The 13,015-nt window shown below is 67.4% G+C and carries 10 protein-coding genes; 5 read left to right on the top strand and 5 right to left on the bottom strand.

What is annotated here, in order from left to right; genetic code table 11:
• Nucleotides 1-19 precede the first annotated feature (19 nt).
• Nucleotides 20-394 (top strand): hypothetical protein, encoded by a 375-nt coding sequence (locus tag CEF10_RS06740; protein WP_101067365.1) that lies wholly within the window; start codon nucleotides 20-22, stop codon nucleotides 392-394.
• Nucleotides 395-405: 11 nt separating this feature from the next.
• On the opposite strand, the gene CEF10_RS06735 is transcribed toward CEF10_RS06740, so the two are convergent.
• From CEF10_RS06735 to CEF10_RS06720, 4 genes are all read right to left on the bottom strand, one after another.
• The gene (locus CEF10_RS06735; protein WP_101067364.1) at nucleotides 406-1,947 is read right to left on the bottom strand and encodes a Ppx/GppA family phosphatase; all 1,542 of its coding nucleotides are present in this window, start codon (nucleotides 1,945-1,947) and stop codon (nucleotides 406-408) included.
• Nucleotides 1,948-2,212: 265 nt separating this feature from the next.
• Complete coding sequence (locus tag CEF10_RS06730) at nucleotides 2,213-4,387, bottom strand: RNA degradosome polyphosphate kinase (RefSeq protein WP_101067363.1); 2,175 nt, start codon at nucleotides 4,385-4,387, stop codon at nucleotides 2,213-2,215.
• Nucleotides 4,388-4,437: 50 nt separating this feature from the next.
• Nucleotides 4,438-5,115 (bottom strand): P-loop NTPase family protein, encoded by a 678-nt coding sequence (locus CEF10_RS06725; RefSeq protein WP_101067362.1) that lies wholly within the window; start codon nucleotides 5,113-5,115, stop codon nucleotides 4,438-4,440.
• Nucleotides 5,112-6,179 carry an AI-2E family transporter gene (locus CEF10_RS06720; RefSeq protein ID WP_101067361.1) on the bottom strand — a complete coding sequence of 356 codons (1,068 nt, stop codon included), beginning with the start codon at nucleotides 6,177-6,179 and terminating at the stop codon, nucleotides 5,112-5,114. Before CEF10_RS06720 ends, CEF10_RS06725 begins: the two co-directional genes overlap by 4 nt.
• A gap of 186 nt (nucleotides 6,180-6,365) precedes the next feature.
• Here CEF10_RS06720 and proS point away from each other — a divergent pair, with 186 nt between their 5' ends.
• Entirely contained in the window at nucleotides 6,366-7,763 is a 1,398-nt protein-coding gene (gene proS / locus CEF10_RS06715) for a proline--tRNA ligase (protein WP_101067360.1), read from the top strand.
• 462 nt (nucleotides 7,764-8,225) lie between these two features.
• Here the strand turns inward: proS and CEF10_RS06710 are convergent, their stop codons facing one another.
• Nucleotides 8,226-9,536 carry a ferredoxin reductase family protein gene (locus CEF10_RS06710; RefSeq protein WP_198586156.1) on the bottom strand — a complete coding sequence of 437 codons (1,311 nt, stop codon included), beginning with the start codon at nucleotides 9,534-9,536 and terminating at the stop codon, nucleotides 8,226-8,228.
• A 176-nt stretch (nucleotides 9,537-9,712) separates the two neighbouring features.
• On the opposite strand from CEF10_RS06710, the gene CEF10_RS06705 reads away from it, so the two are divergent.
• The 3 genes from CEF10_RS06705 (at nucleotide 9,713) to CEF10_RS06695 (ending at nucleotide 12,979) form a co-directional block, all read left to right on the top strand.
• A complete protein-coding gene (locus tag CEF10_RS06705) occupies nucleotides 9,713-11,005 on the top strand; it encodes a lipoprotein-releasing ABC transporter permease subunit (protein ID WP_101067358.1) in 1,293 nt (430 codons plus the stop codon).
• Nucleotides 10,998-11,681 carry an ABC transporter ATP-binding protein gene (locus CEF10_RS06700; protein ID WP_101067357.1) on the top strand — a complete coding sequence of 228 codons (684 nt, stop codon included), beginning with the start codon at nucleotides 10,998-11,000 and terminating at the stop codon, nucleotides 11,679-11,681. Before CEF10_RS06705 ends, CEF10_RS06700 begins: the two co-directional genes overlap by 8 nt.
• Nucleotides 11,682-11,869: 188 nt before the next feature.
• The gene (locus CEF10_RS06695; RefSeq protein WP_101067356.1) at nucleotides 11,870-12,979 is read left to right on the top strand and encodes a TauD/TfdA family dioxygenase; all 1,110 of its coding nucleotides are present in this window, start codon (nucleotides 11,870-11,872) and stop codon (nucleotides 12,977-12,979) included.
• Nucleotides 12,980-13,015: the final 36 nt, after the last annotated feature.

Genomic DNA, 13,015 nt, shown 5'->3' with positions numbered 1-13,015 from the left:
GGTCACTATATTGGCTTTCATGAAACGTTTCGTGTCCGTGGCCGCCATCGCCTGCCTGACCGCTCTGCCGCTCTACGCGGAGGAAGGAAGCGGCACGCCCGAGGACGGGCGTTCGCTGATGGAGCGCGGTGCCGAGCTTTTCTTCGAGGGCATGCGCCGCGAGATGGCGCCGGCCATGGAGGATCTGCGCGGCATGGCCGAGCAGATGGGGCCTGCGCTGCGCGAGTTCTGGATGGAAATGGGGCCGGCTTTTGCCGAGCTGATGGACAAGATCGACGACATCAGCGCTTATCATCCGCCCGAGATGCTGCCCAACGGCGACATCATCCTGCGCCGCAAGACGCCCGAAGAAATGGAAGAGCCTCCCGCCCCCGGCGAAGAGATCGAGATCTGACGGGCGCCGCCTCAGGCCGCGCCGACCACGGCCTCGGCCCCCAGCGAGTCGGCGAGAGAGCGGAACCGCGCCTCGGCCACCTCGCCGAACAGCGGTGCGGCCTCTTCGGACAGATGCAGTTCGAGCCGCTTTTTCTTCGACACCCAGCGCATCTCGCCAAGGTGCGCGTCCTTTTTCAACCATAGCATCGCGCCGAAACGCATCGCCTTGCCCAGCACCTCGGCCTGCCGTTTCTCTTCTTCACCGATCAGGTCGTAGAGATGCTCGAACCGGGTTCCGGCCCGCTTGTTGGAATAGCGGTGCAGCAGCGCGAGGCCCAGGAAGACCCGCTCCGAATGCTTCAGCCCGCCCAGGTTCGCGCGCGTCGCGTTGTCGAAACAGACCTCGGCGCGGTAATCGGGATGCGCGCGCCAGCTGACGTCGTGCAGCAGGCAGGCGGCCTTGATCAGCCGTCGCCGGTCGGGCCCGGCACCGGGAAAGAGCGGCGAGATGAAATCGTACAAGGCGCGGCCGAAGCCCGGAACACGCGCGTCCTTGGCTTCCGCGAAGCGGCAGGATTCGATCAGCGGGTCGCGGTCGCGCAGTTGCCGGGGCATCTGTTCGTACAGCATGCCTTCGCGGATGCCGTAGCTGGACACGGCGATGTCGCGTGGCCGGAAGGTCTTGACGACTTCCCGCAGCACCTCGGCGGCATGCGGCACGAGCGCCATGCGCGCAGATGACACGCCCACGCGGCCGCGCAGCGCATCGGGGTCGGATTTCTCGATATGTTTCGCCGTTTCGCGGACGGCGTCGGGCGTCATGCGGTATTCGTGCAGGACGTGCAGCGGGTAGCCGCGCCGGTCCATGTCGATCTTGGCGATCGCCCGCCACGAGCCGCCGACGAGGAACAGCCGGTTCTTCTGCTCGCCCAGTTGCGCCTGAAGGTCGGCGAGAACGCTCTGGATGTGCTTGCGCCGGGCCTTTCGGCCGCCCGCGATGTCCTGCAGCTTGAGCGGCCCCAGCGGCGAGCTGACGCGCCGGCCGACGCGGCCGTCGTCGATCTCGGCAAGCTCCATCGAAGAGCCCCCGATGTCGCAGACCAGCCCGTAGGAGCCGGGCCAGCCCAGAAGAACGCCCTGCGCGGACAGGCGCGCCTCCTCGTCGCCGTCCACGACCCACAGGCGGATGCCCGTTTCTTCCAGGACCTCCGCGCGGAATTCGGCACCGTCGCTCGCCTCGCGCACGGCCGCTGTCGCCACCGCACTGAGGGGGCCGGTGCCCATGCCCTCGCACAGCATGCGGAAGCGGCGCAGCGCGTTTAGCGCGCGGTCGCGCCCCTCGGGATTCAGCCTGCCGGTTTCCGACATTCCGGCCCCGAGGCCGCACATGATCTTTTCGTTGTAGAAGTAGGCAGGACTGCGCGCAGCGCCGTCGAACACGACGAGACGGACCGAGTTCGAGCCGACGTCGATGACCCCGACCCGGCTGAGCGCCCGGGCTGACGGCTTGTTGAACAGCGGCCGCCCGAACGGGCCGTCGTCCTGCTCGGCGGGATTGTCGCTGGCGTCCATGTTCACCCCGGCTGTGCGCGGTCATGTATGCGTCAGCCGCGCGGGGGGGTCAATCATCCGGCTCCGCCGCAGGACGGTCTTTCCCTGAACGCGCGGACGACCATCGCGATCCCGCCGAACCCGACGCCGCCTGCGATTATGGCAAACACGAGGAAGGTCAGCGCCCAGCCAAGCACGGATACCTCCGTTCACTGCCGGACAAAGACACGGGCATGCCCGTCCGGGGGGCAGGGCGGGCGCCCCAAGTCGGCGAACCGTTGCCGGATCAGTCGTCGGTGTGGGTGAGCTTCGGCACGTCGGCGGCACCGGCGGTGCCGCGGCCCGACAGCGACGGGTTTTCCATGAAGAACCGGTGGCAGTTGAAGGCGAATTCGCCCTCGGGCACCGGCGTGCGGGTGAAAGTGCCGTCGGGTGACATCACCCAGGTTTGCGCCACATCGGCCAGGTTGGCGGCCATGATCTGTTCGGTGATCTGGGCCTTGACGGTCGGGTTGGTGGCCTCGACCAGCGTCTCGACCCGGCGGTTGAGGTTGCGCCCCATCCAGTCGGCCGAGCTGAAGAACACCCGCGCGTCCTGTGACGGCAGTTCGTGGCCGTTGCCGAAGCAGACGATGCGCGAATGCTCCAGGAAACGGCCCACGATCGACTTCACGCGGATGTTGTCAGACAACCCCTTCACTCCCGGCCGCAGGCCGCAGATACCCCGGATCACGAGGTCGATCTTCACGCCGGCCTGGCTGGCATCGTAGAGCGCGTCGATCACGTCGGGCTCGATCAGCGAGTTCATCTTGGCCCAGATCGCGGCGGGCTTGCCGGCGCGTGCGTGCTCGGCCTCGGCCGCGATCAGTTCCAGCAGGCGCGGCTTGAGCGTGGTGGGCGAAATCGCCAGGTTCTCCAGCCCCTCCGGTTCGGCGTAGCCCGAGACGTAGTTGAACACCTTGGTGGCGTCGCGCCCCAGCGCCGTGTCACAGGTGAAGAAACTCAGGTCGGTGTAAATCTTGGCGGTGATCGGGTGATAGTTGCCCGTGCCATAATGGGTGTAGGTTACCAGGCCGTCGCCCTCGCGGCGCACCACGGTCGAGATCTTGGCGTGGGTCTTTAGATCCATGAAGCCATAGACGACGTGTGCGCCCGCCCGCTCCAGGCGACGCGACTGGCGGATGTTCGCGGCCTCGTCGAACCGCGCCTTCAGCTCGACCAGCGCGGTCACCGATTTGCCGTCCTCGGCCGCCTCGCACAGCGCTGCCACGATGGGGCTGTCCTTGGAGGTGCGGTAGAGCGTCTGCTTGATCGCCACCACGTCGGGGTCATTCGCCGCCTGCTGCAGGAAGCGGATGACCATGTCGAACGTTTCGTAGGGGTGATGCAGCAGCATGTCCTTCTGCCGGATCGCCGCGAGCATGTCGCCGTCGTGGTCGTGCACGCGCTCGGGCACGCGCGGCGTGAAGCTGGTCCACAGAAGGTCGGGCCGGTTGTCCAGCACCAGTTCCTTGAGGTCGGCCAGCCCGATCATTCCGTCCACCTCGACAACCTCGTCGGGGGTGACGTGCAACTCCTCCATGATGACGCTGCGCAACGCCTCCGGCGCGCCCGAGGAGATCTTCAGCCGCACCACCTCGCCGCGGCGGCGGCGCTTGAGGGCCACCTCGAAGCCGCGCACGAGATCCTCGGCCTCCTCCTCGACTTCCAGGTCGCTGTCACGCAGCACGCGGAAGGAACAGTGGCCGATGTGGCGGTAGCCGGGAAACAGGCTGTCGAGATGCAGCAGCAGCAGTTCTTCCAGCGGCAGGAACCTCTGATATCCGTCACGGCCGGGCAGCGTGACGAAGCGGCTGATCTGATGCGGGATCGGCAGCAGCGCCTGAAGCGGCTTCTGGTCCCGCTTGCGTTCGAGTTGCAGCGCCAGCGAGTAGCCCAGGTTCGGAATGAAGGGAAACGGGTGCGCCGGGTCGATCGCCAGCGGCGAGAGCACGGGAAACACCTTCGCCATGAACACGTCGGCAAGGAACGTCTTGTCGGCCGGCGTCAGTTCCGTGCGGTCGAGGATCGAAATGCCCTCGCGTTCCATCTCGGTTTCAAGATCCCTGAGGGTCTGCTGCTGTTGATGCAGGAGATTGCGGGCATTCTCGTTGATCAGAACCAGCTGCTCGGCAGGGGTGAGGCCGTCGGCGGCGGGGGTCGTGTTGCCTTCGCGGGCCAGTTCCCGCAGGCCGGCCACGCGGACGTTGTAGAACTCGTCGAGGTTCGTGGCCGAGATCGACAGGAAGCGCAGCCGTTCCAGCAGCGGCACCCGCGGGTTCTGGGCCTCCTCGAGGACACGCAGGTTGAAACCGAGCCAGCTGAGCTCGCGGTTGAAGAAACGCCCCGGCCCGGTCAGGTCGAGGTCCGGCATCTCGACCGGGTCAGGGCGCGGGGCTTTCAGGAAATCTGCGTTGGTCATCGGGGCCCTTGTCGCGATTCAAGGTAAAGAAGGAATGACAAACTGTGTCGTCAAGCGCCCGGGTTGTCCAGAACCCGCGCCGCCAGGGCACGGCTCACGGGGCGGCCGGTTTCCAGGGCGGTGGCGTCAAGTTGCGCCACCACGCGGCCGGCCGCCGCGAATGACCGGTCGATCCGTCGCACCAGATAGGGAATCGTGCCCGGGGTGGGAACCAGTTGCCGGTCGGCCAGGAGTTTCATTATCACGGCGGCGAGCAGGTCATCGTCGGGGTCTTGCAGGCGTGCCACCGGGGTGGCCGCGACGCGGCTGGCCAGGTCCGGCAGGGAAAGCTGCCACGCCGGCGGCGCGGTGTCGGCGGTCAGCAGCAGGCTCTGCCCCTCGGCCAGCGCCATGTTGTGAAGGTGGAACAGCGCGGCTTCGGCGGCGTGATCGCCGGCGATCGCGGAAACATCCTCCACCGCCACGGGCCGGTCGGTCAGGGCGCCGATCTCGCGGTCCGCCAGATCCCGCGCGGCCACGATACGCGCCTCGGCCAGCGCTGACCAGACGTGCGCCAGGTGGGTCTTTCCCGATCCCGGCGCCCCTGTGAGCACCAGCTTGCGCCCCGGCCACTCGCGCCATCCCTCGATCTGCGCCACGGCCTCGGCGTTGGCCGGCGACACGAAGAAATCCTCGCGACCCCGGGCTTCGCGCACCGGCAGATCGAAACTCAACTGACGGGCCGTCACGTGTCGTCCTGCCCCGACAGGCCCTGATAGAGGCGGCTGTCGAGATACTGTTCCGTGGCGAAGCGGGCCAGCACCCCGATGGCCGCCGCCACCGGCACCGCCACGAGAAGCCCCACGAAACCGAAGAGCGCACCGAATACCGAAAGCGCGAAAATCAGCCAGACCGGGTGCAGCCCGACCGAGCTGCCCACCAGCCGCGGGGTCAGGAAATTGCCCTCGGCGAACTGGCCCAGAACGAAGATCACGGCGACCCCGGCGATGGTCAGCCAGTCGCCCCAGAACTGGAACAGCGCCAGCCCGATGGACAGCGCCCCGCCCAGAAGCGCGCCAAGGTAGGGAATGAAGGTCAGAAGCCCCGCGAGTGCACCAACGACGAGACCGAACTGCAAGCCCATGAACATCAAAGCCACGGCATAATAGGTGCCGAGGATCAGGCATACCGTCCCCATGCCCCGGATGAAGCCGGCCAGCGTCGCGTCGATTTCCCCGGCAAGCCGCCGGATCACCGGTGCGTGGTCGCGCGGCAGAAGCTCGTCGAGGCGTGAAACGAGGTTGTCCCAATCGTAAAGCAGATAGACCGAGACCACGGGCACGATCACGAACATCACCGCGACGTTGATGATGGATGCGGCCGAGGTGACCACCGAATCGAGCAGCTGAACGCCGCGTTCCTGGATGGTGGCACCCACCGACTGCAGCGACTGGCGCAATGTCGAATCCGCGTCCATCAGCTCGGGGAAGCGGTCCGACAGGAAGGCCTGCAGATCGTGGAACAGTTTCGGCGCGATGTTGAACAGGGCGATCGCCTGCTGCACGAGGCTGGGAATGATAAGCAGGACCGCGATCACGAAAAAGAGAATGCCGATCGCGGTGATGACGGCCACCGCAACCCCCCTTGACAGGCCGAGGTCTTCCAGCCGGTCGGCCACCGGATCAAGGAAATAGGCGATCGCTCCGCCCAGGACGAAGGGCAGGATCACGTCGCCGAGATACCAGAGCGCCACGAGGAACACCGCCGAGGCGATGCCCCAGTATTTGAATTGAACCTTGACCGGCAGTGCCATGCGCGCCTCGGGGTGGGACCGGGGCACACATCGCCCATGCAGCCGCCGCTTTCAAGTGCGGCCTGCGAGATCGGAGTTCTTCTAGGCTTTCACGCAACGGCCGGCCGGCCGGCGCCCGGCAATGGCTTGTCTGTGCCCGTTCAAGGCCATACACGGGTGCAAACGGATCATCCGCCGAGGTTTGCCATGCGCCTGTCCCGCTATTTCCTGCCCGTGCTCAAGGAAACGCCCGCCGACGCCCAGATCGCCAGCCACCGGCTGATGCTGCGCGCCGGCATGATCAAGCAGGCCAGCGCCGGCATCTATTCGTGGCTGCCGCTGGGCTACAAGGTGCTGCGCAACATCGAACGGATCGTGCACGAGGAACAGGAACGGGCGGGCCACATCGCGATGCTGATGCCCACGCTGCAATCGGCCGACCTGTGGCGCGAGAGCGGGCGCTACGACGACTACGGCGAGGAGATGCTGCGCATCGCCGACCGGCAGGGCCGCGACATGCTGTATGGCCCCACCAACGAGGAACTGATCACCGACATATTCCGCAGCCACGTGAACAGCTACAAGGACCTGCCCCTGACGCTCTACCATATCCAGTGGAAGTTCCGTGACGAGATCCGCCCGCGCTTCGGCGTGATGCGCGGGCGCGAGTTCTACATGAAGGACGGCTACAACTTCGACCTCACCCGGGAGGACGCGCTGCACGCCTACAACCGCCACCTTGTCAGCTACCTGCGCACCTTCGAGCGCATGGGGCTGCAGGCGATCCCGATGCGCGCCGAAAGCGGCCCCATCGGCGGCGACGACACGCACGAGTTCCTGGTGCTGGCGGATACAGGTGAGTCCGAGGTGTTCTACGATAGCGAGATCACCGACCTGCGCTTCGGCGAGCGCGACATCGACTATGACAGCCACGAACAGTGCCAGGCAGTCATGGAGGAATTCACCAGCCGCTACGCGCGCACCGACGACACCCACGAGGAAGCCGTGTTCCACGAACGCGTCCCCGAGGACCGCCGCCGCCACGGCCGCGGCATCGAGGTCGGTCAGATCTTCTATTTCGGCACGAAGTATTCCGAGCCGATGGGCGCCACGGTGCAGACAAGGGACGGCGAGACGGTGCCGGTCCACATGGGCAGCCACGGCATCGGCGTCAGCCGCCTTGCCGGCGCGATCATCGAGGCCAGCCACGATGACGCGGGCATCATCTGGCCCGAGGGCGTGACGCCCTTCCATGTGGGCATCGTGAACCTCAAGCAGGGTGACTCGCAGACGGATGGCGCCTGCGCGGCGCTGCACGATGCGGTCGAGGCGCTTGGGCTCGCACCGCTTTACGACGACCGCGACGAACGGGCCGGCGCCAAGTTCGCCACCATGGACCTGATCGGCCTTCCGTGGCGGATCACCGTCGGGCCGCGCGGCCTGAAGAACGGGGTGGTGGAGCTGACCTGCCGCCGCACGGGCAAGGTCGAGGAAATGACGCCGGAGCAGGCGGTGGAACGTGTGTCGCACATCTACGCCCCGCATCACCACCTGCGCCCGATGACCGAACCGATGGCCAAGCGCTCCTTCCACACCTGGCTGTAATCGGCAAGCGTTCGCGTCGAACGGTGGGGCGGACGCATGATGGTCGCGATGGCGCGCGGCCTGGCGGAAGCCCGCGCCGGGGCAATGAGCGATGGCATGGCACGCCACCGCGAGCCGGGTGGCGAGCTGGCCGCTCTGAAGGGCGCCGGCGCGACCCGTAAGATCGTGGATGCCTGGCGTTTCACGGAGCACGAACCGGCGATCGACACGCGGGCCGAAGACCGGCGGCGCGATACCGCTGACATGGCAGGGTGCAATCTTCGCGCTTGCGGGCTTGCTGGGCGGATCCGGGCTTTTCGTCCGGCATCGCGGGCGGGCCCTGATGACCGCGCGACGAGAAAGGCCGCCGCCGCTCAGACGAGGCCGCGAAGCGCGAAGCCGGCCAGTGCGAGAGCAAGCACCACCAGGATCAAGCCGACGGACAGGCCGATCCGGCGGCGGGACGACAGCCTTTGGAGGGGCTCAATAATAGACGAACTGCTCCGAAAGAATGTTGGCGGCCGGCACCCCCAGTGCGATCAGGCTGTCCTCGACGTTGCGCAGCATGGGCGGCGGTCCGCACAGAACGTAGAGCCAGCCGTGCCGCTCGGGCCGGTCGAAATGGGCGCGCAGCAACGCGGCGTCGATCATGCCAGTGGGTCCGGTCCAGTCGGCGGGTGGCTCGCTGAGCACATGGACGACTTCGGTGCCGTGGTGCTGTGAGAGCGTCTCGAGTTCGTCGGCGTACGCGATCTGGCCGGCGTGGCGGTTGCCGTAGATCAGGACGGTCGGCCGCGGATCCTCCGTGGCCGCAAGCTCGCGCAGAATGCCAAGAAGCGGTGCCACCCCGACCCCGCCGGCGATGAGCGCGATGCCCCGTGCATCGTCGCGGCCGCCCAGTGTCAGATGGCCGTGCGGCCCCTCGACCCAGGCGCGGGTGCCGTTGGCCACATTGCCGATCTGCGCCGTGGAATCGCCCAGCTCCTTGATCAGGAATTCGAGCCGATTGCCCGCCGACGGGGCAGAGGCGATGGAGAAAGGGTTCTCGTCGAGGGAAAAGACGCTGTGGCCGATGTTGAGCCAGGCGAACTGGCCCGCACGATAGCGGAACGGACCCTTGAACTGCGGTGCGAGCGTGACCGACCAAGTGCGCTCGGCCACGCGGGTCACGTCCGCGACCCGCCAGGGCCGGCGGCTGCGCAGCAGCGGCGCCGCGACATAGACCCACAGCAGCGCGCCAAGGGCGATCGCAAGCATCGCGACCCACATCCAGCCGAGGACGGGATCCGCGCTGTATCGGCCCGCGCGCAGCGCGTGCAGCACGCCGACCCCCGCGAGCACCGCCGCGCCGAGCCCGTGCAGCAGCCGCCAGTGCTGATACCGGACGCCGCAAACGTCGCGCCCGATCGCCATGGCGACCACCCCGCCCAGAAGCAGCCAGGCCGCGATGCCCGGCCAGAGCCCTTCCCAGCTGTAGTCCACCACCGTCTGGCGGCTCGCGTCCCAGGCCGGCGCCGCGTCGCGGGGCGAGACGTAGAAAAAGGGATGCAGCACGGCGAAGACCAGCGCCGCCCGGGCCAGCAGTTGGTGACTGCGCATGATCACGTCGCTGCCGACGCGTGCGGTGACGGCACGGAAACGGCCCAGTTGCAGGAACTCCACCAGGATCATCGCCAGCGCCAGGAGTCCGAGGCCGCTGGCCAGCTCGTCCCACGGCGTGCGTGGTGCAAGGCCCTGTGCCCAGGCCGCGCCGAGCGGGGCGAGGACGATTGCAAGATATGCAAAAAACAGCAATCCGGCCGGCATCGGGTCCTCTCATGGTGCTCGCGGGGTCACCGCGCACATCGCCTTCGTGCAAGCGATAGCCCATTTTGAAGGCTTTCGACAGCGATTTGACGCCGCAGCCCGAGCTTGACCATCGGGGGGATTGTCGCCACTGTCCGCGCGACGCGGATTTGCGAGGTCAACACGTGGCCAATACGCCGGCCCCCTTCGCCCCTTTCGAATGGATGATCGCCTGGCGCTACCTGCGGGCCAAGCGGGCCGAGGGCGGCGTGAGCGTGATGACCTGGATCAGCCTGGTGGGCATCACGCTGGCGGTCTTCGCGCTCATCGCCACGCTCGCGGTGCGCTCGGGCTTCCGGGCGGAGTTCGTGGACACGATCCTCGGCGCGAATGCGCATGTGACGATCTACAGCGCCGGCCACGTGGACCAGCAGACCGGCCGGATCGACCGCACCCTGCGCGACTACGAGTCCATGGCCGAGCGCGTCCGGGACGTGCCGGGTGTCACGCGGGTTGCGCCGCTGGTCAAGGGGCAGGTCATGGCCAACGCCCGCAGCCGCAATGCCGGTATCGAGGTTTTCGGCATCAAGCCCGAGGACCTGCGCACCATCCCGCGCATCGCGAACCCCGAGGACGCGCGCGGCGCCATCGGGGATTTCGGCGGCACCCGCATCGCCATCGGCTCGGGCGTGGCGCAGCAGCTCAACGTCGGTGTGGGCGACAGGATTCGCATCATCTCGCCCGGGGGCGTCAAGACGGCCTTCGGCACCACGCCGCGGGTTAAGGCCTACGAGGTTGCCTACATCTTCACCGCCGGACGCTACGACATCGACCGAACGCGCGTTTACATGCCGTTCGCCGAGGCGCAGGGCTATTTCAACCGCGAGGGCCGCGCCGACGAGCTGGAGGTCATGATCGAGCAGCCGGAAAAGGTCGAGGACATCACGCTCGACCTGCTGCGCGCGGCCGGCGAGGCCGCACAGGTCTGGACGTGGCGCGACGCGTCGGGCGGGTTCCTGCGCGCGCTGGATGTCGAGGACAACGTGATGTTCGTCATCCTGTCGATCCTCGTCCTGATTGCCGCGATGAACATCACCTCGGGCCTCATCATGCTCGTCAAGAACAAGGGCGGGGATATCGGCATCCTGCGCACCGTCGGGTTGACGGAAGGTTCCGTTCTGCGCGTCTTCTTCATTTGCGGGGCCTTCACCGGGCTGATCGGCACCGCGGCCGGGGTGGTGCTGGGGTGTCTTTTCGCGATCTACATCGACCCCGTGTTCGCCACGGTGAACTGGTTGATGGGCGGGCAGGTCTGGGATCCGGCCATCCGCGGCATCTATCACCTGCCGGCGAAACTTCAGCTGGCCGACGTGCTGTCGGCGGTGGCATTGTCGCTGGGGCTGTCCTTCATCGTCACCATCTTTCCCGCCCGTCGCGCGGCGCGCATGAACCCGGTCGAGGCGCTGCGCTATGAGTGAGGTCATGCTCCGGCTTGCCGGCATCGAGAAGGTCTACAATCGGGATGCCGTGAACGAGGTTCGGGTGCTTACCGGTGCCGACCTGGCCCTGAACGCGGGCGAGATGGTCGCGCTCGTGGCGCCTTCGGGCGCTGGCAAGTCCACCCTGCTGCACATCGCGGGGTTGCTGGACACGCCTGACGCGGGCACCGTCGAGATCGCGGGCACGGACATGACCGGCCTGTCGGACCGCCGCCGCACGATTGCCCGGCGCCGCGACGTGGGCTTCATCTACCAGTTCCACCACCTTCTGCCCGAGTTCAACGCGCTCGAGAACGTCCTGCTGCCGCAGCTGGCCAACGGAGTGCCGCGCGGAGAGGCCGAAACGCGGGCCTACGACCTGCTGGCCCGGGTCGGCGTGGGCGCGCGGGCCGATCATCGCCCGTCTGCCTTGTCGGGCGGCGAACAGCAGCGCGTGGCCTTCTGCCGGGCGCTGGCGAACGAACCGCGGTTGCTGCTGGCCGACGAACCCACCGGCAACCTCGACCCGGCGACGTCCGAGACGGTGTTCGAAACGCTGGTCGACCTTGTGCGGGGCACCGGGCTGGCGGCGCTGGTCGCGACGCACAATCCCGCCTTGACCGAGCGGATGGACCGCGTGCTGCGCCTCGATGCCGGTGGGCTGACAGCGGACTGAGGGTTTGCGCCGCGCAACGAATTGCGGTTCCCTGACGGTGACCGGGAAAAGGGAATCAGGCCATGTGTCCGGTTGTCGGGCGCGCGCCGGGCGCGCCGCATGCCAAGATCCACGACTGGTGGCCGCCGCCGCACGCGGGCCGGCCTGCAACACGCTGATATTCCGAAAACAATCACGGATCATGGACCATGGAACTCACCGACCGCGCCGAGGCGCGCATGATTTCCCTGTGCTGGCCTGACGGCACTCGGGGCGATTTTCCCTACATCTGGCTGCGCGACAACTGTCCCGGCGGCTTTCACCCCGACACCCGGGAACGCACGTTCGACCTGATGAGCGTGCCACTCGACGTTGTGCCAGAAACCTCCCGGATCGAGGCGGACGCCCTGATCGTCGAATGGCAGGACGGCCACGCGAGCCGGTTCGAGACCGACTGGCTGCGGGCGCACCGTCCCGGCGCGGCCGCGGATGATCCGGCGCAGGTGCCGCCCGAGGTCTGGCGCGCCGACGTCGGCGCGGCGGCGATCCCGCGCGTGTCGGCCGACGCGGTGATGGACGATGACGCGGTGCTGGCCGATTGGCTGCGGGCCGCGCGCGCCTGGGGGGTGTCCATCGTGGAGCGACTGGCCGACAGCCCCGAGGCCGGGATGGACGTGGCCCGCCGCGTCGGTTTCCTGCGCGAGACGAACTTCGGCAAGACCTTCGAGGTCCGGTCGAAGCCCAACCCGAACAACCTGGCCTATACCGCCGATGCCTTGCCGCTGCACACGGACCTGGCCAACCAGGAGATGCCGCCGGGCTGGCAGTTCCTGCATTGCCTCGTCAACGAGGCCGAGGGCGGCGGCTCTGTCTTCGCGGACGGCCTGGCGATGGCCGAGGACCTTCGCGCGGAGGATCCGGACGCCTTCACCCTGCTCAGCACGGTCTCCATCCCCTTCCGGTTCCACGACGAGGGCTGCGACATCCGCCGCCGCCAGTACGTGATCACGCTGGATGGCGACGGCGCGGTGAACGAGATCTGCTACAACGCGCATCTGGCGGGTGTCTTCGACATGGGCGCTGACGTGCTTGACGCCTATTATCGCGCCTACCGGGCCTTCATGGCCAAGACGCGGGACCCCGCTTACCAGCTGACCCTGAAACTGGAGGCGGGCGAGATGGCGGTCTTCGACAACCGCCGTGTTCTGCATGGCCGCGACGTGTTCGATCCCTCCACCGGGGCGCGTTACCTGCACGGCTGTTACGTCGACCGGGGCGAGTTCGACAGCCGCTTGCGGACGTTGGTGCGGGCCGCCTGACCTTTGGCGCGGGGCGCCCCGCACGCCTCGCGTCAT

Origin of the sequence: Roseovarius salinarum (assembly GCF_002834145.1) — a bacterium.
Lineage (GTDB): Bacteria > Pseudomonadota > Alphaproteobacteria > Rhodobacterales > Rhodobacteraceae > Roseovarius > Roseovarius salinarum.
Note: the sequence above shows the minus strand (reverse complement) of the source record. Positions and strands in the feature narration are given on the sequence as shown.